This is a genomic window from Sphingobacterium sp. 1.A.4 (assembly GCF_002734245.1).
GTDB classification, from domain to species: domain Bacteria; phylum Bacteroidota; class Bacteroidia; order Sphingobacteriales; family Sphingobacteriaceae; genus Sphingobacterium; species Sphingobacterium tenebrionis.
Map to the genome: position 1 here is coordinate 1 of NZ_PEAZ01000042.1, position 26,294 is coordinate 26,294.

22 protein-coding genes are annotated in these 26,294 nt (G+C 39.7%); 8 read left to right on the plus strand and 14 right to left on the minus strand.

Annotation, left to right across the window (positions count from 1 at the left end):
* Positions 1 to 365: 365 nt before the first annotated feature.
* Positions 366 to 1,058: an SOS response-associated peptidase gene (locus CRJ00_RS06065; protein ID WP_099365990.1), complete on the minus strand. Its 693-nt coding sequence runs from the start codon at positions 1,056 to 1,058 to the stop codon at positions 366 to 368.
* A gap of 118 nt (positions 1,059 to 1,176) precedes the next feature.
* Here CRJ00_RS06065 and CRJ00_RS06070 point away from each other — a divergent pair, with 118 nt between their 5' ends.
* A complete protein-coding gene (locus tag CRJ00_RS06070; protein ID WP_099365991.1) occupies positions 1,177 to 2,052 on the plus strand; it encodes a DUF808 domain-containing protein in 876 nt (291 codons plus the stop codon).
* A gap of 63 nt (positions 2,053 to 2,115) precedes the next feature.
* The gene (locus tag CRJ00_RS06075) at positions 2,116 to 2,304 is read left to right on the plus strand and encodes a hypothetical protein (protein WP_099365992.1); all 189 of its coding nucleotides are present in this window, start codon (positions 2,116 to 2,118) and stop codon (positions 2,302 to 2,304) included.
* A gap of 30 nt (positions 2,305 to 2,334) precedes the next feature.
* Here CRJ00_RS06075 and CRJ00_RS06080 read toward each other — a convergent pair whose 3' ends face one another.
* Both CRJ00_RS06080 and CRJ00_RS06085 read right to left on the minus strand, forming a co-directional pair.
* Complete coding sequence (locus CRJ00_RS06080; RefSeq protein ID WP_099365993.1) at positions 2,335 to 3,459, minus strand: hypothetical protein; 1,125 nt, start codon at positions 3,457 to 3,459, stop codon at positions 2,335 to 2,337.
* Positions 3,460 to 4,677 (minus strand): glycosyltransferase, encoded by a 1,218-nt coding sequence (locus tag CRJ00_RS06085; protein ID WP_099365994.1) that lies wholly within the window; start codon positions 4,675 to 4,677, stop codon positions 3,460 to 3,462.
* A 114-nt stretch (positions 4,678 to 4,791) separates the two neighbouring features.
* Here CRJ00_RS06085 and CRJ00_RS06090 point away from each other — a divergent pair, with 114 nt between their 5' ends.
* The 3 genes from CRJ00_RS06090 to CRJ00_RS06100 all read left to right on the plus strand — a co-directional run bounded on the left by CRJ00_RS06090 (position 4,792) and on the right by CRJ00_RS06100 (position 6,844).
* On the plus strand, positions 4,792 to 6,264 hold the full coding sequence (locus CRJ00_RS06090) for a glycoside hydrolase family 130 protein (protein WP_099365995.1): 1,473 nt from the start codon (positions 4,792 to 4,794) through the stop codon (positions 6,262 to 6,264).
* A 119-nt stretch (positions 6,265 to 6,383) separates the two neighbouring features.
* On the plus strand, positions 6,384 to 6,626 hold the full coding sequence (locus CRJ00_RS06095; protein ID WP_099365996.1) for a hypothetical protein: 243 nt from the start codon (positions 6,384 to 6,386) through the stop codon (positions 6,624 to 6,626).
* Positions 6,627 to 6,637: 11 nt separating this feature from the next.
* Positions 6,638 to 6,844 (plus strand): hypothetical protein, encoded by a 207-nt coding sequence (locus CRJ00_RS06100; RefSeq protein ID WP_099365997.1) that lies wholly within the window; start codon positions 6,638 to 6,640, stop codon positions 6,842 to 6,844.
* Positions 6,845 to 6,906: 62 nt separating this feature from the next.
* Here CRJ00_RS06100 and CRJ00_RS06105 read toward each other — a convergent pair whose 3' ends face one another.
* Entirely contained in the window at positions 6,907 to 7,644 is a 738-nt protein-coding gene (locus CRJ00_RS06105) for an SDR family NAD(P)-dependent oxidoreductase (RefSeq protein WP_099365998.1), read from the minus strand.
* A gap of 166 nt (positions 7,645 to 7,810) precedes the next feature.
* Here CRJ00_RS06105 and CRJ00_RS06110 point away from each other — a divergent pair, with 166 nt between their 5' ends.
* Entirely contained in the window at positions 7,811 to 8,311 is a 501-nt protein-coding gene (locus tag CRJ00_RS06110; RefSeq protein ID WP_180268426.1) for a DUF4142 domain-containing protein, read from the plus strand.
* Between the two features lie 162 nt (positions 8,312 to 8,473).
* On the opposite strand, the gene CRJ00_RS06115 is transcribed toward CRJ00_RS06110, so the two are convergent.
* A complete protein-coding gene (locus CRJ00_RS06115) occupies positions 8,474 to 8,728 on the minus strand; it encodes a CsbD family protein (protein WP_099366000.1) in 255 nt (84 codons plus the stop codon).
* A 186-nt stretch (positions 8,729 to 8,914) separates the two neighbouring features.
* Between CRJ00_RS06115 and CRJ00_RS06120 the strand changes: the two genes are divergently transcribed.
* Both CRJ00_RS06120 and CRJ00_RS06125 read left to right on the plus strand, forming a co-directional pair.
* Positions 8,915 to 9,133 (plus strand): hypothetical protein, encoded by a 219-nt coding sequence (locus tag CRJ00_RS06120; protein ID WP_099366001.1) that lies wholly within the window; start codon positions 8,915 to 8,917, stop codon positions 9,131 to 9,133.
* A gap of 212 nt (positions 9,134 to 9,345) precedes the next feature.
* Positions 9,346 to 11,589, plus strand: a complete 2,244-nt coding sequence (locus CRJ00_RS06125) for an alpha-L-fucosidase (protein ID WP_099366002.1) — start codon at positions 9,346 to 9,348, stop codon at positions 11,587 to 11,589.
* A 394-nt stretch (positions 11,590 to 11,983) separates the two neighbouring features.
* Here the strand turns inward: CRJ00_RS06125 and CRJ00_RS06135 are convergent, their stop codons facing one another.
* From CRJ00_RS06135 to CRJ00_RS06175, 9 genes are read right to left on the minus strand one after another with little or no spacing between them, the layout of a single operon-like run.
* On the minus strand, positions 11,984 to 13,645 hold the full coding sequence (locus CRJ00_RS06135; protein WP_180268427.1) for an alkaline phosphatase family protein: 1,662 nt from the start codon (positions 13,643 to 13,645) through the stop codon (positions 11,984 to 11,986).
* A gap of 34 nt (positions 13,646 to 13,679) precedes the next feature.
* Positions 13,680 to 15,620 (minus strand): M60 family metallopeptidase, encoded by a 1,941-nt coding sequence (locus tag CRJ00_RS06140; RefSeq protein ID WP_099366005.1) that lies wholly within the window; start codon positions 15,618 to 15,620, stop codon positions 13,680 to 13,682.
* A gap of 6 nt (positions 15,621 to 15,626) precedes the next feature.
* A complete protein-coding gene (locus CRJ00_RS06145) occupies positions 15,627 to 17,363 on the minus strand; it encodes a LamG-like jellyroll fold domain-containing protein (RefSeq protein WP_099366006.1) in 1,737 nt (578 codons plus the stop codon).
* Between the two features lie 20 nt (positions 17,364 to 17,383).
* Positions 17,384 to 19,084, minus strand: coding sequence for a DUF5008 domain-containing protein (locus CRJ00_RS06150; RefSeq protein WP_167554282.1), 1,701 nt, complete (start codon positions 19,082 to 19,084; stop codon positions 17,384 to 17,386).
* 28 nt (positions 19,085 to 19,112) lie between these two features.
* A complete protein-coding gene (locus tag CRJ00_RS06155) occupies positions 19,113 to 19,826 on the minus strand; it encodes a fasciclin domain-containing protein (protein ID WP_099366008.1) in 714 nt (237 codons plus the stop codon).
* Positions 19,827 to 19,830: 4 nt separating this feature from the next.
* A complete protein-coding gene (locus tag CRJ00_RS06160; RefSeq protein ID WP_180268428.1) occupies positions 19,831 to 21,348 on the minus strand; it encodes a RagB/SusD family nutrient uptake outer membrane protein in 1,518 nt (505 codons plus the stop codon).
* Positions 21,349 to 21,365: 17 nt separating this feature from the next.
* Positions 21,366 to 24,530 carry a SusC/RagA family TonB-linked outer membrane protein gene (locus CRJ00_RS06165; protein ID WP_099366010.1) on the minus strand — a complete coding sequence of 1,055 codons (3,165 nt, stop codon included), beginning with the start codon at positions 24,528 to 24,530 and terminating at the stop codon, positions 21,366 to 21,368.
* A gap of 34 nt (positions 24,531 to 24,564) precedes the next feature.
* Positions 24,565 to 25,587 carry a DUF5007 domain-containing protein gene (locus tag CRJ00_RS06170; protein WP_180268429.1) on the minus strand — a complete coding sequence of 341 codons (1,023 nt, stop codon included), beginning with the start codon at positions 25,585 to 25,587 and terminating at the stop codon, positions 24,565 to 24,567.
* Entirely contained in the window at positions 25,577 to 26,278 is a 702-nt protein-coding gene (locus CRJ00_RS06175; RefSeq protein ID WP_099366012.1) for a fasciclin domain-containing protein, read from the minus strand. The genes CRJ00_RS06170 and CRJ00_RS06175 overlap by 11 nt, the downstream gene beginning before the upstream one ends.
* Positions 26,279 to 26,294: the final 16 nt, after the last annotated feature.

Here is a 26,294-nt window from a genome sequence, read left to right on the forward strand (position 1 = left end):
TGAAGATTCTGCGTGAACCGATATCGATCCCCGCAGCATGATCGTGAATGATTTTCATGGCACATCAATTAAAATGTGAAACCATTAAGCCCATAGAGGAAAAATAAACGGCAGGCTACCATACGGACAATCTAAAAGATGTACCAAACTCCAATGCCTCAATCTATGGAACCAAGCTCAGGGACAGGCAAGATGCACTATACGATAGTCCGGTCAAACTGCAGAATGGTCAATGAACTAAGTTACTAAATGTCATCACCTTCCGATAAATTTAGTTCAAATTTTTAATTCTCAGGATGGCAAGCAAACGACGTTCAGGATGACAAGCAAACTACGCTCAGGATGACAGGTAAGCGCTACTTTTACTAAACTGGGAATTGAATTTCTGGACGATCTGTTTCTTCATTCCGAGCACCCGTAACCCGATAAACCTGATGGCTTCCCAAATCATGTGGATAAGGTTTGATCAACTTCTGAATATCTTCTTTCCGATTGGCAAACAGCCATTGATCTTGTTTATCTTCAGGAATAATCAACGGCATTCTTTTTTTAAGATTATGGATTTCCTCCAATAGGGGGTTAGCAGGGGTCGTAATAATAGAAAAAGTAGGATAGGTCTCTCCAGTCTGCTGATCTAAAAAATCAGCATATACAATCCCTAAGGTCATGATTTCTTTATTGGGCGCATAGATAAAGTAATTATCGGAGACTTTGCTGCCTTTGACCTGATGCGGTTCATAAAAACCAGTCACATAAAGCAATCCTCGATTTTTAAGGATATAGTTCTTGTAAGAAGCCTTCTCAAAGATACTTTCTCCCTCGGCGTTCAAGGTATTTGCATATTTGGCCGCATCGGCTTCAGTCTTTACCCAAAATGGAATAAGTTTCCATCTTGCCGACTCAATATGATTCTCCCGTGCATTTAAGGTGACAGGTAAGAAAGGCCTGCTAAAACCTGAAACATGAAAAATCTCCTTATCATTCTCATAGGTGATTTTCTTTTTTGGATACTTATTCTTCAAATCAGATTTCGATGGAGCGCCAGTATGATAACACATAGGATTTTAATTTTTATGAAAATACAAAAAAGCAAAGAATGATAAACATTTAAAATAGATATTCGTTTCCTCAATTAGAAGTTTTATTTTAGGAAAAAAATTACATTAACAGAGACATATGGCATCAGGAATATTTGCAGTTTTAGACGATATCGCAGCATTGATGGACGACGTGGCGGTAGCCAGTAAAATCGCTACACGTAAAACGGCTGGAATTTTGGGAGATGATTTGGCCGTGAATGCTGAGAAAGCAACCGGTTTTCTAGCATCTCGAGAAATCCCCGTTCTTTGGGCTATTACCAAAGGATCCTTCATCAACAAACTTATCATAGTACCAATCGCCTTATTATTGAATGCTTTTTTTCCGGTGATTATAAAATATATCCTCATCCTGGGAGGTCTATACCTCGCTTATGAAGGCGCCGAAAAAATCATACATTATCTTTTCCATCGGGAGAAGAAAGGGGTTGAAGTCGTAAAGGAACAAGAAGAAGAGGGAGAGGCTTTGGAAAACGCAAAGATTAAATCAGCGGTTACTACAGACTTTATCCTATCCGTAGAGATCGTGATATTAGCTTTAGGAACCGTATTGGATAGCCCTTTAACTGTACAAATTCTTACTGTTTCCGTAGTAGCTATTTTGGCAACAGTAGGGGTATACGGCATTGTTGCCTTAATTGTCAGAATGGATGATTTAGGTTATAGTCTTATTAAACGTTCCAACGAGAAAGGGTTTGGAAATACAGTAGGAAATGCCCTTGTCAAGCTATTGCCCATTGTCATCAAAGCATTAGCCGTAATTGGTACAATAGCCTTATTATTGGTTTCCGGCGGTATATTTGTTCATAATATTGACTATTTCCACCATATGCTACCTAACGTTCCTGCTACATTAAAGGAGTTTGGATTTGGGTTAGTGATCGGTATCTTGGTGGTCATTGTGGTCACTATATTTAAAAAGATATTTGGTTCATTCAAAGGCAAAAAAGCATAATTCGGATTCTACGTTCGAACAAAACTTTTAATTATCTGTTATTATGTAAAAGAACAGATAATTATGAGAAATGAAGACGAAAACAACAAGAAAGTAAATGCAGCCGATTCGGTCGATCCTACGGAAGCTCCAGAAATATTGGATAAAGAGGCAGATGATAAACCGGCAGCCATGAATATTAGGACAACCATTATTATAGCTGTGGTTATTTTGGCCATCATTTATGCTATTTATGAATTGTCAACAAAATAAAAAAGGAAGGTAATTGACCTTCCTTTTTTATTAAATATCTGTTTGCATCCTGCTGATAAGACCCTCTTTAAATATCATTTCCTTGATCAATAAGTAAGACATCCAAAAGGATATATTGCTTTCTGCACCTTGATTTTTGTTCACGCCATAACTTTCTAATCCATCATAACACGAATTATCCTGTGCATTGAATAAACTCATCCTTTGATCGTTCAAACCTAAATACCACAGAAACGAACGTTTGATCCTGTCAATATATAACGGATTGGGATCTATATTATAAACCTCTTGGTATAACCATAATATTCCGGGAATTTCAATAGGCTGTTGACCATAGGTGCATACTTCCCCATTTTTTTTCAACCAGTTCTCATTACCGATTAAGGAAAGATGATCTCCTCGAAATAGTATACTGTCTAAAAAGTCGAAACTTTTTTCAGCAATGATCAATAGTTCTTGATTATTTAGTTGTTTTCCAGCACGGAATAAGGCCAAGGGGATCATGGCATTATCATAGGAAATTATCTCTTCAAACCATGGCCATTCATCGGTAGCACACATCTGAAACTCCACTTCCAGAAATTTCGTTAAAGATTGAATAAGATTCAAAACATGCTGATCTTCAGGATATCTTTCCTGATAATGCAGTAAGCCTAATAGTGCATAAGAAATGGCCCTTGCCGATTTGAGTTCCAATAATTGATCTATGCCTCGGTCGAATATTCCACGCGCAACTGGCCAATAATGATCAAATGATTCATTCCCCAATAGGTAACCTAAGCACCAAATCGTACGGCCTTGACTGTCTTCAGAGCCTTTATCTTCCAAAAATCGAAGATCATAGGACATGAAATTCTTGAAGGATCCATCCTCATTCTGTGCATAGAAAATAAAGGAAAGATAGCTGGAGAACAAGGGATGTTCTATTCCGAGATTTTCCTGTTTTTGGGCCATCATTAATAATAATAAGGCCCTACAATTATCATCTATACAATATCCATGATGGTAATTCGGGATATTGAAACTGGCATGTTGAAAAATACCGGTTGAAGAACTAATTTTTTCGATATAGGAAAGATCAATCGTTGGATTACTGTAATAAAAGTTATTCAAACGCCGATCTATCTCTGCTGTATTTATTGTTAAAGTATCCATTTAATTATTTACAATGCTCCTTTGGGAAATCAATTTCATTCCCATGGGCAATATTTGATTTTTTAGATCCTTAATGATATTCTTAGATTTTGAAATTGGACGTTTTTCTATGATCGTATGGATCAATGCGATCTGTTTTTTACCAATATTTTTCCAGGTAATGGTCTTACCATAAGCTAATGCTTTCTCCCTGTAAGAAGCCATATGAAGAGGATCTTCCAAAAGTTGGTTGATGCTCAACGCCAATTGGTTGGCATTGTTGAAATCGAACAATTTACCTTTACCCTCTGCTAATAAATCAACAGCATACCAATATGGGGTCGAGAGAACAGCTGCTCCAGCACCTAATGCAAAGGTCAATGTTCCACTGCTGATCTGGTTTTCATTTGGATAAGGAGTTACATAGATATCACATGCCTTTAAATAGGTCTGTAATAATTTATCACTAGCATATTTATTTACAAATAATACCTTCCCATTCAATCCTAAATCTGCAGCTTGTTGCATCAAACTGTTCTTATAACTTTCGCCTTCGGCCAATAATACATTGGGGTGGGTCGCGCCTAGGATGATGTAAACAAAGTTATCATGTTTAACTTGGGATACCGCATCAATAGCTACTTCATAGCCTTTGTTCCGTCCTAATAAACCAAAAGACAACATCACTGTTTTATCTTCCAATCCGAGTTCCTCTTTTGCTTCTTGAGCGCTGATCTTAAAGTTGGGGATTCCATGGGGAATAACCTGTATCATGTGAAAAGGAACATGGTAAACCTGATTCAACATAGTGATGGCTCGTTTGGTCATTACCGTTATTTTATCACTTTTAGCAGCAATTTTTTGAATGACAGCCAGTTCATCTACCGATGGTTTTTCCAGAACGGTATGTAGGTTACTAATTAATGGAACCTCCAGTTCATTGATCAATTCCAAAATATAGTTACCGGCATCCCCAGCAAAAATTCCAAATTCATGCTGTAAGATGCAAGCATCATATTTTTGGGCATTGATCCATGCCGCAGCTTCTTTATAAGCTTGCCTCTCTTCTCTCAGCAACTTGTACTTGACCTCTTTGGGATGATTATGCTCTGATTGGTCAATCATCGCCAAAATATCCACTTCCTGACCGTTTGCGATCAAGGATTTATAGAGATCATGGGTAAAAGTTGCAATCCCACACTGCCGCGGAAGATATGTTCCAATAATTAATACTTTCATAGATATGCTTAAAATAAAATAGTTAAATGTATAAAGTGCATATGATTGCTTATCAATAGAACACTTTTAAAAAGATTTTGTTCTTTATGTATTATTTATTTAAAGAGGAGGCCAATGGGAATAACAGTAAATAGAAAAAACAGCTTTTTTAAACCAAAATTAGACCGTGTACTAGCGAGAAGATTTTTATTGCCACAGGAAAGGGCAAAAAAAATCGTAAACCGAGTTCTTGGTATGTCAGATGACCAAAAACTTGCCCTCATAACCCAGATTTTAAGGAATTATGCCCGTAGACATCGGAGTATCCTGAATGTTCTGGAAAAGAATTTCAACCTCATGGATAACACCTTCAAGGAGTTGAATCTGGATAAAAGAAAATTGACAGACATTGAAAAAATGCTGATAGGTTCCTATTTCACGATGGAATATTCCATTGAAGCAGCGGCCTACTTTAATCCGTCCATTATTTTATCACCGGACCAGACACAGACTCAGGAGGGGGAAAAGCGAGTAATCTTAAGTTTTCGTGCAGTAGGAGAAGGCCATTTATCTTCCATTGTGTTTCGGACGGCTATCATCGATAAGAATTTGGATATCCATCTGGATGAAGTAGGGATTTTATTGGATAAACCTAAGCATATCAAAAATCATCGGTATAAAAAGCAAGAATTTCTGGATAAATTATTTCAGCTCCATAAAGCCGAAGGGGAGATCGTGGAAGTTATAAAAAACAAATTTCCCGATACATTCACTTATGATGAATTAATCCGATATGTAAAGGAAATCCGTGGAGAAAATGAATTGAGTCCTGATAACGAAATCCTTATGCAGCAGATCCTGTGGGTCGCATCTTCTCATTATGAGATATCCTATTCCTTGGATACTTCCATTTCTGAAAGAGTCATCTTTCCCATCAGTGATACCGAAAAGAATGGGATTGAAGATGCCCGTTTTGTTCGATTTGTGAATGATCAAGGAAAAGTGACCTACTATGCGACCTATACGGCATATGATGGACATTCCATTTTACCGAAATTACTTTCCACCAAGGATTTTGTGAATTTTAAAATTCAACCGGTCAATGGAAAAATAGCTAATAAAGGTGCGGCATTGTTCCCCAGGAAAATAAAGGGTAAGTATGCGATGTTGTGTAGGGTCGATGGCGAAAACAGTTATATCGCCTATTCTGATTCGATCAATAATTGGCATGAAGATGTCATCCTTATTGCAGAACCCGAATATCCATGGGAATTTATCCAAGTGGGTAATTGCGGGTCTCCATTAGAAACGGATAAAGGATGGCTGGTTATTACACATGCCGTAGGTCCTATGCGAGAGTATGTGTTGAGTGCTTTATTGCTGGATCTGGAAAACCCAACAAAGGTTATCGGAAAGTTGAAAGAACCTTTACTTTTTGCTACAGAAGAGGAACGAAATGGTTATGTGCCAAATGTATTATATTCTTGCGGACAGATCATCCATAATAATCAATTGATTTTACCTTATGCTTACTCCGATCATGAATCGACTTATGCAACAATTTGTTTAGATGAATTGTTGAATGCACTTTTAGCTTCACCGGATTAATACTTGCAGGCGGGATAAGTACTTGTTTATGATTTAAGGACAACCATCTGGGCTGTGAGGTTTTCCATTTAAAGAAAGGGGCGAGATTCACTCGCCCTTAGAAATAAAAATCTACAGCGATGGAAAATCCAATGAACAATCCAAATTTAAACGAAGGCGAGACAACCAAAGCCATTGAAAATGTTACGGCACAATTGCCTTCCAAATTTTATTTATGCCTGGCAGTTGGAGCTATGGTCGGATCTGCTGTATTGAAATGTACAGGTCATAAACATGGGGCATTGTTTGTAGGGCAATGGGTAGCTCCATTCTTGCTATTTGGGATCTATAATAAGATCGTTAAAACAGAAGGACATGATTAATTAACACAGACATGGCAACAAAGAACGAAAACAAGAAAGTAGGGATTGTCCAAGAAGACAGACCGAAACGTAAAAAGAGTTTAACATCCGTATTGGAAAAGCAGAAGAAAAACCAGGATGCAGACGGCGAGGCAGGTGTTGATCCCCAGATGGAACAACTGAACGATATGCCAGATGCACATGAACATCCTAAAGAACCCAAAAAGATTAAGCCATAACTATCCACAAATTTCCTTGTAACTTACTGATGGAGTTCCGAAAAATCCCTTTTCCTGGTAATTTAAATATACTGTCGTAATGCTTTTATTTTAATCTCTGGGAAAGTGATTCTTCGATCTTGCTCTAATATGAAATGGATCAGTTTAGCTAGGTCTTCCGCTTTGAGCATTTCTCGATTTTCTTCTTTTTCTGCTTGCTCCTCCGCACTGATTTTTTGCATATCCGTACCAACTGCTGCAGGTTCGATTAAACTGACCCTGATGTTATCAGGATTAACTTCCTTTCTTAGTGATTCGGTAAACCCTTGTATGCCTGCTTTTGTAGCGACATATCCTGTGCTACTGCCACCTCTATCATCTGCACTCATCGACCCTATATTTATGATGTCGCCTTCGATATCTTCTTCCTTCATTTTTTTGGCAAAAAATCCAGCCAATAGGAGGTAGGCATCCAAATTTGTTTTGGTCATGTAGACCAAGCTTTCGGCATCTGCATCAGAGATGCCTGCAAAGCCAATACCCGCGTTATTTATCAAGATGTGAAATGGACCATGCACGTCCCACAGATTAGGCAAGATTTTTTTCCAGGCTTCATAATCCGCGAGATCCTGCAAAAGGAATTTGATTCGGTCTTCAACGCCGGCAGATCGAGCTTCCTCCATCAGCTGCTCTAATTTTTCAGAATTTCTGCCAACAATAAAAACCTTATAACCTTTTTCTGCTAAAAACAAGGTTGTAGCTTTCCCAATACCTGCGGTGCCTCCAGTAAGAAAAATATTTTTATCCCTTAAAACTTCCATGTACTAATTATTAATTGATTAACGATGTATGACTTTGAGCAATGAACACACCCTCGCAATGTTTAGTTCATTGCGGTTTATACTTATTTTTGGATCATTTGCTAACGGAATGATAATCAAAGTGTTCAAAAAGAAAAGTGAAGATGAATTTCTAAACGATATAAAGATGAAAAAGTATTTAGTAGGTATTGTTATGGTTCTGGGAATCCTAACAATCATGGCCTTTAAACAGATTGACGCGACCTTGGATTTCGTCAATAAAGCAAGTATGGCAAACAGGTTTGAGATTGCTGCAGCCAACCAGGCGTTGACATTATCAAGCAATGAAGGCATTAAAAAATTCGCACAGCAAATGATCGATGAACATCAGACCATTCTGGATGAATTGGCTGCCTATGCAAAATCCAAGGATTTGATGGTAATAGATAACTTGGATGATAAACATCAAGAAAAATTGGATTCATTGAAAAATGAAACCGACAATTACGACCAACGATTTAAACAGGCGATGGTCAAATCACATGAAAAAGCCATCAAATTATTTACGGATGCGAGCAATGATAAAGCGATTACAGATTCTACTTTTAGGGAATGGGCCGGAAGCAAAATTGGGCTATTGAATGATCATTTGGAAAAGCGAAAGCGCTTTCCAATGGTGGTTCATTGAAAGATGGTCCAAAACCGGTAATTAATGATACCCTAAAACCTAAATTGAAAAAAACAAAAGAATCAAATGATTAATCCTGATGAGTGGGCATGCATAGTTTGCTAAAAAAAGCCTCCGTTTTTAAAACGGAGGCTTTCTGTTTATATGATAGATAATGTGTGTTTATCTTTTGTCTAGGCGATTGAACCAGTCTTGGATTTCCTGTCTAGATTTTCCAAACCGTTGTTGAAACCGGCCATAAACATCTTCTTCTTTTCCTTCTTGGTAGTTGAAGTCTTCTTCAGGAATATCTGGAAATTCTTCCCTGATTCTTTCCTTAACAACATCCCATTTGCCTTTAAAATTAAAATCTTGTGATTCCATATTGATTTCCTTTCCTTGTTTTTTATAGAACAGGAGAGTTAAAAAATCGTTCATAAAATTTTTAAATATTTTTGTGTTTTTTTTCGGTAAAGCTATTGTATGTAATGCGATTTCTTTGTAAATTGTTGATAGTTAATTTCTTGTGATCAGATTCAGAATCACCGACCATAGCTTCATGGTCCCATTTTCAACAATATTGAGCTATCTATTTACTTATACACAACATAGGAGGAAAATATTATGGACAATTTAAAATTTGAAATCAGTACCATTAGCCAGAACCAATTAAGTAAGGTTAAAGAAGTATTGAACGATCTGGTAGATATCAAAGATTGGCAAATCGCTCCCTATATCGATGGCTATTTGGTATCTGTTCGGGGGATCAATCTGCGTTGCTATGCCATTCTTCAATCGCTTTTATCCATTGGGGTGAATGCCGAAAAACTCTATGAAGAATAAGGTTTATGTATAACATGTTAAAAACCTTTACTACTTAGGTAAAATCGTGTAATCTTTTTTAGATGTAATGGCTTAGTTTTACGTTAGTTTACCATCTGGGAACTAATTTAGGACAATAAAAGATTGAGCATAGCAACCTAAACCTGTTTTATTCGCTATGCTTTTTCTTTTTATGCTTTCCCTTTGGTTGATCATCAATAACCTATACATCTATGAAGAAACATTTTGCTGTAATTGCCTTATTAGGCTTATGGAGCCAAGCCTCTTATGCACAGAACCTATTAAAAGGAAACTCTTTACCTATTAAAAACACCTACCAAATTTTAGCTTCCGATAGCCCCGAAGAATTGATCCGTAAGGCTGCCCATGTGGTTCCCACCAAGAATCAATATGATGCTTTAAAAGATGAATTCATCTCCTTTATCCATTTTGGTCCAAATACATTCACACGAATGGAATGGGGGAATGGTAAGGAAGATCCACGGATTTTCGACCTGAAGAATTTGGATACGGATCAATGGTGTGCAAGTATGAAGGCAGCTGGAATGACCAAAGTGATATTTACTGCAAAACATCATGATGGATTTGTATTATGGCAAAGTCGTTATACCGATCATGGCATTATGTCCACAGGTTTTATGGAAGGAAAAGGGGATATTATGAAGGAACTTGCGACATCATGCAGAAAATATGGATTAAAATTAGGGGTATATTTATCCCCAGCTGATCTATACCAAATCGAAAATGAGAAAGGCTTGTATGGTAATTTAAGTAGCTATACAACGCGAACCATCCCCCGAAAAGTGGAAGGCAGACCATTTGCCAATAAAACCAGTTTTCAGTTTGAGGTGGATGATTATAACGAATATTTTTTAAATCAATTATTTGAGCTATTAACGGAATATGGTCCAATCCATGAGGTTTGGTTTGATGGCGCACATCCGAAGACAAAAGGAGGGCAGAAATATAATTATCCAGCTTGGCGAGAGTTGATCCATAAACTCGCTCCTGAAGCAATCGTATTCGGAAAAGAAGATTTGAGATGGTGCGGAAATGAAGCAGGTGCTACCCGTTCAACGGAATGGAACATTATTCCTTTTGATTCGGATCCACATCAATTGGCAAACCATAAAGATCTGACAGGAAAAGATCTGGGGAGTAGGGAGAAATTGCAAGGGGCAAAATTCTTACATTATCAACCGGCTGAAACAAATACTTCCATTCGAGAAGGATGGTTCTATCGGGACGATACCTATCAGAAAGTGCGAAGCACCGATGATGTTTTTGATATTTATGAACGATCAGTAGGAGGGAACTCGATTTTTCTTTTGAATATTCCGCCTAACCGTGAAGGTAGATTTTCACCGGAGGACGTTCGGGTATTAAAGGAAATCGGTGATAGAATTTCAAAGACCTATGGGAAAAACCTCTTGTCTTTGAGTAAGGGTCCAAAGGAGCTCTTCGATGATAATCCGAAAAGTAGTTTTGTATTCAGCAGTCAAACTGGCGAAGTGGAGTTCACAGCCAAAAAACCGATAACCATTAATCGATTCATGTTGCAAGAGGCCATTCAGACCAATGGCGAACGGATTGAAAAACATGCTATTGATGTTTGGTTAGATGGGAAATGGGAGGAGATTGCAGTATCAACGAATGTGGGGTACAAAAGGATTCTGCGTTTTCCAGAAGTTACAGCACAAAAGTTTAGATTACGGATTTTGGAAAGCAGGAGTTTGCCGGTGATCAGTAGTTTAGGCGCTTATTATGCGGTAAATCGACCACCTCAGTTGCAGATCAATCGGGGAACGGATGGGAAAATCAGTATAACAGCTAAAAAACACGAATTTGGGTGGAAACCCCATGGACAGGATGCTTCAAAAAATTTGAAGGCAGATTATCAGATTTTTTATACGGTGGATGGTACAGAACCTACCTCCAAATCATTGGTTTATGAGGGTGGTTTTTCCTCAACTCCTAAAATAGTGAAAGCTATTGCTATTGCTAAGGATGGTTTGAAAGGGGCGGTAGTGGAAAAGGAAATCGGTTTTTCAAAAGCTGATTGGAGTGTGGTGGAATTAAGTTCTTTTGAGGAGAAGCATCCAGGGAATTTGATGTTTGATGAAGATGAGAAGAGTTTTTGGCGATCGAGAGGTGGAAAAGAGGGGCATTTTGTGGTATTGGATTTAGGAAAAATGATGGATATAAAAGCATTTTCTTATATGCCACAGACACAGAATGGAAAGGGGATGATGGCGAAAGGAAATATTTTGGTTAGTGAAGATGGGAAGAATTGGGTTAAAGGTGGAAGTTTTGAATTTGGGAACTTGATCAATGATCCGAGTAGAAGGATGTATAGGTTGGAAAACGTGGTTAGGGGAAGGTTTGTGAAGCTGGAAGCCACGGAAATAGCCGGCGGGGATGATAGTTTGAGCATAGCTGAGTTGGATATTTTTTAGGCTGGCATTGCGAGGTACATAGTAATTTTCACCCCGTCATTGCGAAGGTTAGTCCCGTCATTGCGAGGTACGAAGCAATCTTTAGCCATGTCATGGTGAGCGAAGTCGAACCATCTGTTCGTGTACCAACTTACAGATCCTTCGACTTCGCTCAGGATGACAAAGAGGGCCCTCACAAATGAACAATGAGAAAACAAGGAGAAAACAAGGAGAAAGATTGCTTCGTCGAGCCTCCTCGCAATGACGGGACAGCCCCTCTCAATGAAGGGTCAAACCCTCTCAATGACAGTTCCCCTCTCTCCCCAAAAAAAAATCCTTTAAACAAAAAAGCCCCCTTGGATAAATCCAAGGAGGCCACAGCTAATATATGAAATTTATAATTTCATCAAAGGAATTAATCTTTCAAGAACTCAATTTCAAAGTTCTCCAGATATGGGTTTCCATCCATTCCGAAATCGGCAAGGATCTCAATATTCATCCAGTAAAGCGTCAATGCTGCAATATCCGTAGCATTCGTTGGGATGGATAACGAAGAAGTAACCGGCATAACAGCAGAGGCCGAAGGGTAGCTATCTCCCATATTCAACCAAACATAACTTCCGGATAAGGACATATTAGGCGTGCCTGGATACCCTCCAAAATACATACCCCCAGTTCCTTCATCCATTGGCCAATAACCAATGATATCCGCATAGTTAGGGTGCTTGGTCAAATCCTTCAGGCCATAATTATTCGTAATAGTACTTGCGCTCAATGCCGTGTTATAATAAACCAAGTTCGCTGGCGAAAAAGAACCTGCAACATCATTATCCCCAGCACGGTGTCCGACCCTTAAATCCTCACCAATATTCAAGCTCTTACGCGCAGAGATATTGATGGATTTCTGAAATTTCCCATCCATGTACATACTTAATGTCCTTGTAGATGAGTTTACATATTCCACGGTCATGATCAGGTTTCTCCATACACCGGTTCCAGGTGCTTCTTCCGAAGAAACTTCTTGCTTTCCACTTCCGCCGTTCAACGTTCCGCCGACAGTTACCACCCATTTTCCACCTGGATAATGTGCCCATTGCCAACCCGTAATATTCTGTCCACTCAAGTTTGTACTTTTTCCGAAGAAACTGGAATATCCACCTGGTACATTATTGAATTTCACATCCATCTGCACGGTGAAACTTTTATTTTCCCCGACATCAAACCTTCCAGTCTCATCATGAAAAGTTGCTCTACCTGTCTTATTATCAAATCTAACCGGATTAAATCCTGATTTTTGCAATTTGAATTCCTGGAAAGCAGGATTGTAAGCCATGGTAAATCCGAAATCGGTTTCATCTGCTCCACCACCATGGTTGGTGGTAATAATGATCAACCAGTCTTCTTTTTCATAATTCTCACGTCCTTTTATGGCGTTTACAATATTCCCAACATATTCATCTGTTTTTAGGACCGCATTCTTGAAATTTGCATTCCCCTCATTAAATCCGCCATTTTCACCCGCTTTCTCCACATCCTTAAAATTCACAATGATGGTTCCCAAAGCGCGGGATTGATTAAGAATATTCAACGTACTATCCTTTACCTGTACGTCATTGCTTACCACAGGGGCAAAATCTGCAATTTTCACAAAATTTCTCAAGTCTTCCCAAGGCGTAACGATCGCCGTTTTCACGGATCGATATTGCGTTACATAATCAAGCACATTACGATAGGAAGTGATGTTTTCATGTTGATGGTTATCATCGTTTTGGTCAGCTTCAAAATCATCATTAGAAATCTTATGCTTTGCATAACCCGTACCTGTCAACATGGATGCCCAGCCCGCTGCTCCGGTTTCTGTTTTCAGGGTGTTATAGGCAAACTTTGAGTTTTTCTGTAAGGCCATAATCTGCGGCGGAGCAATTTTCTCTAAGGAGGTTCCGCCCAAACCATCAATACTGATGACCATCACTTTCCTTTGGTTGGTAGTAAGGTCTTTTAGCTCCTCAAACACAGGAGGAGGGTTGTCGTATTTTGTACAGCTTGCAACTGTCATTGCTGACAGTATGCAAAGCATGGAAAGTATTTTGTTATATAATTTCATCGTCTAATTAAGGTTTAAGTAAATTCAATTCTCCGAATACTACATAAGGCACACCAGAACCGCCATAGCCATTCTTGATAATGATTTTGAAGTATTTCGCATTCACAGGACCATTAGGGAAGATGTATTCAAATCTACTGTTGTTGTTTGGCATTGTTCCAGTTCCTGCTAATTCATAATCTACATTGTTTCGGCTATAATAAACTTCGAAATCCTTACCATCTCCAACACGGTTTCCTCCAGGTCTAGCATAGGAATAAATTCCTTTAATCGGAATATTCGCTCCGGCGTTCAAGATAATAGTATGTGGATAGGATTCTGCTGCGGTAGGTGAGGAGTACTTCGCATGGTAAAAAGTGTTTGGATCGCCATCCACCAAATTCGCCAAGGAACCTTCCTGAGCAGGAGAACTAGCCGATACCACAGAAGTGCGGTAAACGATATCATTATCACCACCAGTCTTTGTCAATGGGTTATATTCCCAGATCGCTTTTTTCAAAAGTGGATATTTCTTGGATACCGTTACGGAAACTGCATCGCTATAAGTGATACCCCAAGCATCGAAGAAAGGAGAAAGATCTGTTTTTGTAAAATCAGATAATTTCTCATACACCCAGTTATGTTTGGTGATATCACTAGGATTTGTTCTGATGGCATGTCTTGCCTCCGTATACAAATGCGTCATGGCATCATAACCAAATTTCTCAAAGATCTGAACAAATGGGGTCATTCGTTTGAACGGATCATTCATAGCCGCATCGGTATCAAAATTCTTGGCAGCACCCGTTTGTTTCGCATACGCAATCGCCTGTGGAAATCCTGAGTTTACAGCAGGATGCATGACCGAATAATCTGCACCAATTCGGTTAGCTACTTTGAAATTGAACAGGTTATTGGTGGTTTCGCCCAAAGTACTCCAAGACCAAATACTAGGTTGCTGACAGTTATGGCCAAATTCGTGGTATGATCCCCACATACCATTACTGGTAGTAATGGAATTCAAACTGGTCATTGCTCCAAACCATTCCGAGTCATTCAATCCGACGAATGGGAATCCACTATGGCCATATCCAACGGACAATTGGATATCCAAAACGCCACGCCATTGTCCTTGTGGGCTGCGGTCTTTTTCATTTTCGGCATCATCCGATAAACCCATCCAACCATTATAATCATATTCGAATACCTCGTTCCATTTGGTCAACACGGCCGTAGGATTGGTGAATGGTTCATTCGAGGAGAATGTCTTGATCACGCGGTCTCTAGGAATCAAGAATACCACCCGTTTGGTCCTTAGTTCCAACCAAGGTACTTTGGAAGCTTTCACTTCGGCTACCCAAGCCGCATCATTGCTCACACCCAATACAAAATCTGGTGATTTTACGGCATTGGTTATCGTAAATTCTACTGGATTCTCATAGGCGCGATCCGCACGGATATAAATTGTTCCACCGTACAGGTTCCTTACATAGTTGACCCCAGCATAGATACGCTGGCGATTATAGATCAATGGATCACGTAATAGGGGATACTTCCCATTAAGATTATCCGTATGGCCACCGATCTGTACGGTTAGCCCCTCGATTCCTTCAGGAACAACAATCCTAACCAATTCCCCTGGAGCAGCATAGTAGCCTGTACTAAACTGAGGTTCTGGAGCAACATTGATACGCAGGTTTTGCGCAGTTTGTTTGGTAAAGTTGAGATCCAAAGTGAATTTAGCATTCTGAACACGGGGTTCCGATTGGTCCACCAAACCAGGGAATACCCTAGCTTTGGCATACATGGATTTGTCAATCTGTTTAAGGTTGGTATCTAAATCCCCACCTGGACGATCCGTATAGTCCGGATAGCCATCAGGTACATTATATCCATATTTTTCACAAGAGCTGGCACCCAACAAACCTGCGAATAATAAAAGGCTGTAAAATAATTTTTGCTTCTTCATGTTCAATTAGTCTCTTGGTAAATTAATACTAGGTACATAATATTTGCCCATTAAACCCCATTGCTGAGGAACGGTGATATTCATCCAAGAATAGATCATAGTTGGAATATCTACTGTATTCGGTACTGCACGGAATGCGGCAGGAGAAATGGCAGGTGAAATATTCGGAGAGATATCTGCGAATGATGTCCAGTTGATCGATCCTTTTAAAGAGAATGGTGCAGATTTGCCCGTAATATCATACAGTTTATTATCTGTAGTCACTTCATTTGCTGGCCAATAACCAACTAAATTATCATGATAGGGATCATTTTCTGCTGTTAATGGCGTTACGCGGCTTTTTGCTATCACTTCAGCATCTGGAAGGGCTACATTATAGATCGCCAAATCATTGATCATACAATTCACATTTGCATCCCCTATAGAGCCTAATCTTAATGGACTGGTCGTATTGATGTTACCAACATTGGTAATGTTCAATGGTCCAGCTGGGGCAGGAATCCCATCACAGAAAACTTTCACATATCTTGTATTCCCTTCTTTATAGAATACAGCGGTGATATTATGCCATTTTCCATCCGCAATAGCTCTGGTATGTAATCGTTGTGTATTTCCTTGTCCAGTCTGACTGAAATTCAATCCAAAGGTCGGTCCTTCATTGAAAAATGTCCAACCAACCACACCAGGGTTGAATGCTGCCCTTTTAGTTAAGAAACTTGGGTAATAAGTACCACCATAATCCCAACGGATATTGAATCGTATCGTAGCATTTTGGTCAGATCCAAAATTTCCAACATTTGGATCATCCATGGTGGCATTGTTGTTTGCTCCTACGTATTTTGGCGTTGTACCAACATATGGAAGAGCAGATACATCCGGTTTACTGAATTCTTGAGGGTTGAATTTTGGGTTATAGAAAGCGATGTAGGCATTTCTGGATGGATCGTCAAAAATGTTTGATCCTGAAGCACCGCCGGAAACACCGCCACCTTTACTGGAAGAAACCACCACTAACCAGTTTTCTTTGGCAAAAGTTGAGCGGTTTACCAATGCATTCATGATTTCTTTGATCTGTTGATCAATGGTGTGAATAGCACTTACATACGCTTCGTTTTCTACCGTGTAATCATTATTCGCCGCTAATTCGGCAGCATGCAGGTGGGCAACCACTAAGGATGAAGTTCCCGAAGAAAGTTCCTGAATAGTCGCATTCTTTACCTCCACATCATTTGCAAAAGTTTGTTTCTTTGTTGCATCAATTGCTAAATGATCAGTAAAAGCTGCCGAAGTACTAAATGAGGCAGTTTGTACATTTTTCTTCTCTGATTTTACCCGCGTAAAAATGGAAGGTGATGTTTCGTTGTTAAATCCTGAAAAGTCACTACCAGTAACGCCACTTACCGTATAATCCAAACCGGTCATCATATTGGTCCACGCGGTAGGAAGCGAGATTTGGTTCCTATGGTCATCAGCTAATCCATCATATGTAAAGATGGATCTATCGGTCAATAGGGTTAGGGTCTCAGGTGCAATGGATTCCACCACATTTCCTTTTACACCATCCAAAATGATGTAAAGTACACGTTTGGAACCATCGTTTATATTCAAGGTATCATTCTCATAAGGCTCCGGAAGCTTATTCGCAAATTCTTTATTACAACTGGATATACCTACCGAACCGAGCAGGATGGTTAATGCACTAAACACTTTAACCCTTCTCCAGATATTTCTATTCTTTTTCATGTCTAAATAATTAAATGTGGTTAGTTTGCAATAGTAATTCTAACTAAGCCTTTTGGAATGGTTGCATTGAAGCGAAGGATATTACCCACCAAAATCACTTTTGTTCCACCGGCAAAAGGAGTTTCAATCATATCATATACCCGGCCTTGGAAACCCCCAGAGTTATTGTATTCCGGTTTAAGGGTACCATCGGCTTCCAGAATCATAAATCCTTGACGAACATATTCGCCATATTTCGTGAAATTTCCGGTAACTAGAATCTTTCCATTGTTCAGTTGACCGGAATAAGTAACCGACCCACCTGTTATTTGTTGAGGGTTGAACGAATCCACCAACGATCCATCTGCGTTTAATAAGGCTACACCCGGTAAAGCTTTTCCATTGTAGTGTGTAAATGTTCCACTAACCACATATTGTTGTGTGGTGGCGTTGTACCTGATCGCATAAATATCACCATCTGCGCCAGAACCCGTATGGAAACTGTTATCTACGGATCCATCAAGGTTTAAGCGGGCAATGCGTTTAGCAGGGGTGCCGTTAAAGGTCTGAAAACCACCAACGATTACCAGTTTGCCATCGGCCTGCATCGTCGCATCCATAATGGCTCCATCACCGCCTAAGCCACTCTGATTGGTCGCTTTGATATAATGGAAGGTGGAATCTAATGAACCATCTGCATTTACTCTAACCATTTGGCGCATACGCGTAGCATCATAGACCTTCTCGTCCCAAGTAGAATTAGGATAGTAAGCACGGCGAAAGATTTGGAAATTTCCAATAATGTACACCTTCTCTCCAAAGGCAAATGTTTTTCTAACCGCACCATCTACACTCGCATTAAAGGAAGGAACGGTGTCCTGGTCTTTCCATTTTACCTCCGGTTTTGGATTTACGATAGGAACCAACGAGTTACCTGCGGCATCGCGTTGAGATGACATCATGGTATCCAATGTACCATTCGCATTTAAGCGGGTTACATTTCCAATGGTCTGTCTATTATTACGCTTGGAATTATAGGCATTGAAACTACCACCAATAATGAATTTTCCACTCTGCGGTCCTGCACTGATACGACTGATGGAATATATAGTTCCACCACTTCCCCAAGCCCCAAATCCAAAGTTGATATCGTTGGTGATATACCCACCATCTGGGTCCAATTGCGCGATACCTCCATTTGGAACGGCTTCCGTTCCTTTTAATTCGAAGGTATTGAAGGAACCACCAACCCAGAAGCGTCCGGAAGGTAACTGTTCGATATCAAAAATAGTTCCTACACCACCAGAAAGATAACCTGCACCATTGACCACCTTAAAGGTGTTATCCACAGAGACCTTGCCACCCACTCGGATCACTGGACCAAAGAATGTCTGTTCATTGGCTGTGATCCAAACGCTACCTGTACTCGCGGTAACAGGGATTTCGAAACGAATGGATGTATCTGTGAAGTCTATAACATTGGCTTCTATCTCATTGACGTATAATTTAAAATTATCCTTGTACTTCATCAAGCCATTTACCTGCAGCTCCATGACCGATCCTGCGGCAACTATACCTAATTCTGATGATTTGGATACGAAATTGATATCTAGTACTTGTTTACCTCCTGCATAGGGATCTTCTGCAAGTTCCGTCTTCTTGGTGCATGCTTGGAAACTCCCCAACATGAAAACCATGGAGACCGCAAAGAGGCCAGTTTTTAAGTTTTTTCTAGTTAACATTGATTTTTTCATTTATGTTAATACTCGATTAGGGTGTTAAGGGATCAATCCCTGCCGAAATGGCTTGATCAATAAACGTGTTGGAAAAGAAACCAAATGTATGTTTTGTTCTATTCAACACATGGATCACACCGTTATTGGTTTGAATATCTGAGGTAGCTATGGGAATATTTCGCAAGGATACCATTGGGTTTGATAGATCCGGTATATAAGCCAGGAATAATTGACGATATCCGGCATACTGTACACCACCCGCATCGTTATAGATGACACCGATATTCATGATGCGACCACCATAACTGGTATAGTTTTGTCCAGGATAAGCTAAGTAGGATACCGTATCGCGCTGAGGATAATCCTTCAACAAATTCTTGCCTTTGAAGATGTAGTTTGATAACATATTCTTCCACACCTGAGGTTTGATTTGGCTCAATTCCTTAACCGTATCTTTTCCATTGAACTGTAATTGTCTATTCAATCCCAATACGGCTCTGGTAATACAACCACTCGGAGGAGCAAAGAAAGTTACCTCTTCATTTTCGATGACATTTTTAATCCCAGCCAGGTCGATCACCATTAAGGTGGAATCGAAGAAATCCAACTTGGATTCTAAATACTTAATGGATGAACCATTGAATTTAGGATCATGGATTCCGGAATCAAAGTAATATTTTTTACAGCCGGTAAAACATATGAGCATCACCACTGCTAATTTCCAAACGATATGTTTCTGATTTTTCATAAGATTAGTTCCAAAAGATATTACCGATTAAACTTGGGTTTGCCACTTTTTCTGCATCCGAGATGATCAATGGCCATGTCCAAGCACCTGCATTAAAGTTTCCAACACTCATTACCGCATTGGAATATTCTGTATTTACCACTCGTTTCGTACGAACTAGATCAAAATAGAAATGACCTTCACCGATCAGCTCCCGCTTTCTCTCCTTGTAAATATCATCTTTCAGCGCGTTTCCAGTGGTGGTAAATGCCTGAGCACCAGCCGCTGCTCTAACTTGATTAACATAGCCTTGAGCTATTGCATCATTTCCCAATTCCGCCGCGGCTTCTGCTGCTAATAATAGCGCATCAGGAAGTCTGAAAATAATGGCGCTATCGTCATTCTTAACGGTTAGGTTAGAACCACTTCCTGTGGAATATACGTTAATGAATTTCTTCAACTGGAAATTTCCATTATCACTGCTCATGTTCTCAAACCAAACTGTTCTACGCTCATCCGACTCCGTAGCCGGAAAGAGTTTCTCTATGTATTCCTTTTCGTAGGTCATGTGACTGGTTGTTTTGGTTGTCGATCCTCTAAAAGGATAATGAGAGAAGAAGAAGGAAGGGTTTGCAAAATCAACAAAGCTCTCGCCGTAATTGTATTCCTGCAATATCCCAAACAGATTCTCTGCCGTCTTCCCTTTGAAAATACTTTTCGTATTATCGATGGTAATAGGCAAAAGGTGATACTGGGTATGGGAAGAAATTTCTTCTCCTAATGTTACAATTGCCTCATAATAAGGAACCTTATTGTTCTCTTCCCAAGCCGCTGCCCACATATTCAGATGCATGAGAAGTGCAATTGCAGCTCCACGGTTAGGTCTAAATCCTGCTTTGGAGTTGTCTGCATAAGTTACAGGCAAGTCATTTTTTACCGACTCCATGTCTGCAATAGCCAGTTTTAACACTTCTAATTGCGGTCTTCTAGGTAAGGATAAACTATGATAAGCTTCGGTGTAATAGATCGCATCGCCAAAAAGCTTACAAATAAATAAATAACTTAGGTTTCTCGTAAAAGTAGCTTCTGCGATATATTGCTTGCGATCGGTCTCCGACAGCTGATTGGCAGGAACTTTATCAATCTCGTAAATCAAGATATTACTTGCAGCGATCACATCATACCATCCTTTCCAGTTCATGATGTCCTTCAAACGGTTATCATAAGTGGTTGTACCAGACATAACTGGTTTTAAATTGTTGGATATGAGGTTATTTATTGGTCCATTTCCATTATTATCCAAATTGTTGACAATCTTTACAAAATTACCACGAAGATCCAAGGCTGGAATCAGCATGCTATTACCAAGCTTTGATTTTAAACGTGTGTAAATTCCTCCCATATAACCTTCTACATCTGCTTTGGTTTTCCAGAAGTTATTTCCGGAAAGAGCATCGATAGGTGTCACATTTAAGAAGTTATCACAACTTTGAAAACCTGTCATCAATGCGCCCAATACGAGGATATATTTTAATTTTTTCATTTTCATCTTCATTCAAATTAGAATTCAACATTTAATCCAAGGGTAAACTGTTTTGGAAGTGGGTAACCTCCAGACATATCTCTACCCAAAGCCGATACACTTTCCGGGTTAGGACCAGAGTACCGCGTGATGTACCCTAGGTTCGCAGCCGTGAAATTGATACTTAATCTGTTCATACCGTAGCGTTGTGACAACGTCTGTGGAACGTTATAATAAACTTTTACGGAGTTCAATTTGAAGTAAGATCCATCTTCCTGGAATAAGGTCTGGTTCGTACGGAAAGGGTTCAAAATTGCCGAACGTACGAAATCAAAAGGATTTGGATAAACAGCATCATCACCCACGTTTTGCCAGAAATTATATTGCGATATCGGAACTAAACCGCCCATTTCGGTAGGTTTTCCAAACAACCCAAATTGAGCAGCTAAACTGTTGTTTAGGATATCACGTTTTAAAGTAAAGGATGTATTTACTTCTAAACTCCATTGCTTATACTGCAATAGGGACATCAAACCACCAGTAATCTGTGGTTGCGAGTTACCTGCAATAACCTGATCATAATTATCAATGATATAGTTACCATCCAAATCCGTATAAATCGGATCCCCAGGTTTGAAGTAATTCAAAAGACCATTTCCGCCTACGCGAACTGGCAAACCAGTTACTGGATCAACAGGGATCTGATCCAAGGAAGTATAAACTCCTTTGGTATTGAATAAATAGTTGGATAGGGAGTTCGTTCCTAAACGGTAATATAGAGACTGCCCCAAGGAATTATCAATTTGAATAAATTCCCTCAAACCATCAGGAAGTTTTGCCAAGATCTCTCTATTGATGGCAAAGTTTCCAGAAAGGTTCCATTTGAAAGGACTGGATGGTGATAATGGTCTTGCTGTGGCTTGGAATTCCCAACCGTAGTTGACATTACTGATTTCCGTAGAACCGATGACATTGAAGGAGTTCGACGATGATAATTGCTTCTCCTTAAAGATATGGTCGTTTTGTTTGTAGTAACTATCAAACATAACGGATAATCTGTTCTGGAAAATGGAGAAGTCCATACCAAAGTTGTATGTTGTTGCCTTTGTTGGTTCTAAGGAAAGGTTTGGAAGTGTTCCTAAATCTGAAATAACCGTGTTTTGGTTATTGTAACGACCTCCAGCATATAACTTACCGTAAGCTTGGTAGATATTTCCATTTGGAGAAATGTTCGAACCATAAGATACACGGAAGTCACCATAGTCTAACCAGGTCCAAGCGTCAAGGAATGATTCCCGGTCAAAGTTCCATTTTAAGGAGATGGATGGGTTTTTCTTGTAACCAGCATTTGGTCCGTTAGTGGAAAGTCCATCTACACGGTAATTGAAATCCAATACATATTTTGATTTGTAGTTATAAGAGAAGTTTCCCGCGAAAGCTACAGTTCTCAGATCGGTATAGCCAATGGTACCACCTTTCGAGCTCAGGTAACTGGTCATTAGCGTTAATGGACCTCTCAATTGGTCATTCACCACCTTGTCATTCAACATCGCGTCGGATTTGAAAAAGGATGCCCTTAATTCAGAGAAGGCAAATAAATTGAAGTTATGTGCTAATTCCTCATCACCAGGTTTTTCCCGGAAACCGAACACGTAGGATAATTGCGCACGGTTGTACAAGGTAGTTGCCCTGTCATTATAGGTATAATATTTCGCTTGGTTTGAATTCAAAGCAGCAGGAGAGAAGTTGTCCTTGGTGCTTGAAACGGTCGTATAACTATTGTAAACACCTGCTTTAAAATTCCTGAACAGGTCATAGAAAATGTTCACTGTTGCGTTGGTGTTCAATACCTTATTATCATCATCTGTGGTTAAAGCACCTAATACCGAGTTTACCGATGAATATAAGGATGGTGCTGGTAATAGGGAAGAAGATGCTCCTCCTGTGGCTACCCCATTATTCAGCAGACCATTACCACTTCCCATCCGTTGCTTCTGAATGGAATTATTGAGCAAGGCTTCGATCTTGAATTTTTGAACCGGATTATAGATCATGTTCATATTCAGATTGTAACGAGAGTAGCCCGTGTTTTCCTGAATACCTTTTTCATCATAAGCTCCTAAAACCACTTTGTAGTTGAACTGTACATCACCACCCGATACATTCAGGTTATGGTTGTGGTTGTACGTTGGTTTATAGAAGTAAGATTGCCAGTCGGTAGAGTTGTTATAATACGCATTCAAACTATCCGAAAGGAAAGGGGTGTTATTCACTAAATCTAAGGCGTGGATAGCTGAAGTATCGTTCATCAATATTTGACGGATACGCATTAAACGTTCTTCTTTACCTCCGATTACTGATCTTAATTGGGGAACAGCAGACATAAAAGCAGAACCATTATAGCGGACTACTGGGACTTTAGAATTACCACGTTTGGTCGTTATCAAGATAACACCGTAAGCACCTCTGGAACCATAAAGGGAAGTTGCTGCCGCATCTTTCAATACGGTGATATCTTCGATATCCTCGGGTGGAATTTGGGATGCAGGAGAAACACCTGGCCCAGCTTGTTGGAAACCATAGGAATAATCGGCATTATCATCTACAGGAACCCCATCGATCACATATAAAGGCGAAGTAGGTGTTAAGAAGGCATTATTACCATTACCTGTCACATTGATGTTAGAGATACCACGGATGGTCACACTACCACGGAAACCTGGGGCTCCTGTATTGTTTTGGATATTAAGACCCGCCACTTTACCTTGTAATAAGCTCATCACGTCGCCAGCTGGCTGGCCTTGGATGTCTTTTCCGGAGATGGTAACTGCAGAACCAGTATTTAAGGTTCTCGATTTGGTTTGGTAACCCGATGTTACGGTTACTTCGGCAATTTTTTCACTACTAGAGGTCAGACCAACCGTTAAGGAAGTTTTATTGTCCACCTTTACCGATTTACTGTCATAACCAATGGTTCTGAAAACCAAGGTCGCATTGTTCGGTACATTGATACTGAATTTACCATTATTATCTGTTGATCCGATCGACAGGCCATTACTTAGAATGGTTACACTGGAAAGCGGATCTCTTTTTCCGGAGGATGCGTCATATACTGTTCCAGTCACCGTGATGCGCTGTTGAGCCCAGGCTACATCCTGCATGGTGAAAAGCAGTAATACGATGATGTATTTTATATATTTCATTGAAATAATCATTTAAAATGAATGTAAAGGACCACTAATCATTATCGAATTTTGGCTTGTCCCGTTTAAACCAGAAAGTCAATTCCCAATCGGCTTTTTCGAAGATTTTAAAGTTGAAGGTCAGGTAGTTCTTTTGAAGGACATTCCCAAAAGCCATTCTACTATATCTAAAAACCATATGTGCCTGATCTCCTGATACCGTTGTGTATCTGGTCGGGTAGGAGCTCAAAGGAATTGGATAAGCCACATCGTATTTCACTTGTTTATCATCTTTTTTCATGTTGAACCCATGCACGAGGTTTTCCCAATCTGTTTCGTCGAAATTGTTCGGATCGATAGGATTGGAAAGGGAATCGATGAACTTAATGGTTAAGCTGTTTCCATTTCCAGTTTTCTTGAACAATACTTGTACATCATCACGGGTATTGAAATATTGACCTCGTTGACCGGCCATAAATACCGAAGTGGGATTTACCGAAACGCTTGTTCCTTGACCGGTGATTGGGTCTAAATTGGAAGGTTCATACGGACGTTCTCGCAGTGGCATTAAGCGCATATTCTGAAAATATTTTCGGCCACCTGAGTTCGACATTTCCACATCAAACACGTATCCAGAATCTGGTTGAGCTTTAATCATGTTTGAATTGGCGGATGCCCACATGATAAAATCGCCAGAATGTGGTCTGATATCAAATAAGGGATGGTTCTCTATGGTCCTTTTCGCTTCAATTTCTTCAATGGACTTTTCAGTACCATTGTAGATCCCTTTCCAAACCAGGACAGGATAATGTTCGGTTAGTTCGGGAGCTGGTTCACCATCGAAAGTTCGCATGTTGACAATCTTGAAATCAAGCGGTCTACTGGAATTTCCGTATTGGAAAATATTGTTGAAAAGGGTACTTCTTCCGAGCACCGGTTGAAATACAGTTACATTGTATTTGGAGTCATTTGCAATCGACAAACGCTCTTCTGGAAGGTTCTTTTTACATGATGAAAAAGTAAGCACTCCCAAGCATAGCGCGATGCCAATCTTGAATATTGATTTACTAGTTTTCATCTTCATCATCTTCTATAGGGTTCATACGGTCTGTAAATTCACCAAATCCAAAACTGTGGATAGCAGATAGGATATTGATGGTTCCATTGGTTGTTTTAATGTTCACCGTTGTAGCACGAGTAGTGATCCAATCTTTGTTGATGTTCGATCCGAAAGGATTGCTGAAATCAACGGCACTAGCGCCTCCACTCTCGAATCCTGAAGCACTTAGTTTGACGTAACGGACATGCATTGGATAATCGTAAGCAATCGAGGTCAATAAAAGCCCATCCAACTCAGGGATATAATCGTCTGTGGTTTTTACACCACGGATAATATATCGGGCAACTAAGGTGTCCAACTGTAGCGGATCAACCGTGCTTAAAGAAAGTTCAGGTTCACCTAATTGGCGACGTTCAAGGTTTAAATATTTCATCGCAGCAGCAAAGTTCAGATTCACTGGGGCGAATAAGGTTACTTGGTTATTGTTCAAAGAATCCTTCAGGCCAGGAAGACGGTCAAGCACCAATAACAGGGAATCAAATGTTCCTGCCGGTTGGGCTTGCAGGTATTCCAAGGTCGTACCATTGAAAGATTGTACGTCATTTTTATAATCGTAATATGGTGAGTCACTCTTTGAACAAGAGCTGAACCATAAGCATAATATTCCTAGGAATACCGCTATTGGAGTTTTTACTAATAATGTTTTCATACTCATCAATCTAGAT

Coding starts and splice junctions, on each gene's coding strand:
- CRJ00_RS06065 (WP_099365990.1), bottom strand. CDS start 1,058: ATGTGTTATCATACTGGCGCTCCATCGAAATCTGATTTGAAGAATAAG.
- CRJ00_RS06070 (WP_099365991.1), top strand. CDS start 1,177: ATGGCATCAGGAATATTTGCAGTTTTAGACGATATCGCAGCATTGATG.
- CRJ00_RS06075 (WP_099365992.1), top strand. CDS start 2,116: ATGAGAAATGAAGACGAAAACAACAAGAAAGTAAATGCAGCCGATTCG.
- CRJ00_RS06080 (WP_099365993.1), bottom strand. CDS start 3,459: ATGGATACTTTAACAATAAATACAGCAGAGATAGATCGGCGTTTGAAT.
- CRJ00_RS06085 (WP_099365994.1), bottom strand. CDS start 4,677: ATGAAAGTATTAATTATTGGAACATATCTTCCGCGGCAGTGTGGGATT.
- CRJ00_RS06090 (WP_099365995.1), top strand. CDS start 4,792: ATGGGAATAACAGTAAATAGAAAAAACAGCTTTTTTAAACCAAAATTA.
- CRJ00_RS06095 (WP_099365996.1), top strand. CDS start 6,384: ATGGAAAATCCAATGAACAATCCAAATTTAAACGAAGGCGAGACAACC.
- CRJ00_RS06100 (WP_099365997.1), top strand. CDS start 6,638: ATGGCAACAAAGAACGAAAACAAGAAAGTAGGGATTGTCCAAGAAGAC.
- CRJ00_RS06105 (WP_099365998.1), bottom strand. CDS start 7,644: ATGGAAGTTTTAAGGGATAAAAATATTTTTCTTACTGGAGGCACCGCA.
- CRJ00_RS06110 (WP_180268426.1), top strand. CDS start 7,811: ATGAAAAAGTATTTAGTAGGTATTGTTATGGTTCTGGGAATCCTAACA.
- CRJ00_RS06115 (WP_099366000.1), bottom strand. CDS start 8,728: ATGAACGATTTTTTAACTCTCCTGTTCTATAAAAAACAAGGAAAGGAA.
- CRJ00_RS06120 (WP_099366001.1), top strand. CDS start 8,915: ATGGACAATTTAAAATTTGAAATCAGTACCATTAGCCAGAACCAATTA.
- CRJ00_RS06125 (WP_099366002.1), top strand. CDS start 9,346: ATGAAGAAACATTTTGCTGTAATTGCCTTATTAGGCTTATGGAGCCAA.
- CRJ00_RS06135 (WP_180268427.1), bottom strand. CDS start 13,645: ATGCTTTGCATACTGTCAGCAATGACAGTTGCAAGCTGTACAAAATAC.
- CRJ00_RS06140 (WP_099366005.1), bottom strand. CDS start 15,620: ATGAAGAAGCAAAAATTATTTTACAGCCTTTTATTATTCGCAGGTTTG.
- CRJ00_RS06145 (WP_099366006.1), bottom strand. CDS start 17,363: ATGAAAAAGAATAGAAATATCTGGAGAAGGGTTAAAGTGTTTAGTGCA.
- CRJ00_RS06150 (WP_167554282.1), bottom strand. CDS start 19,084: ATGTTAACTAGAAAAAACTTAAAAACTGGCCTCTTTGCGGTCTCCATG.
- CRJ00_RS06155 (WP_099366008.1), bottom strand. CDS start 19,826: ATGAAAAATCAGAAACATATCGTTTGGAAATTAGCAGTGGTGATGCTC.
- CRJ00_RS06160 (WP_180268428.1), bottom strand. CDS start 21,348: ATGAAAAAATTAAAATATATCCTCGTATTGGGCGCATTGATGACAGGT.
- CRJ00_RS06165 (WP_099366010.1), bottom strand. CDS start 24,530: ATGAAATATATAAAATACATCATCGTATTACTGCTTTTCACCATGCAG.
- CRJ00_RS06170 (WP_180268429.1), bottom strand. CDS start 25,587: ATGAAAACTAGTAAATCAATATTCAAGATTGGCATCGCGCTATGCTTG.
- CRJ00_RS06175 (WP_099366012.1), bottom strand. CDS start 26,278: ATGAAAACATTATTAGTAAAAACTCCAATAGCGGTATTCCTAGGAATA.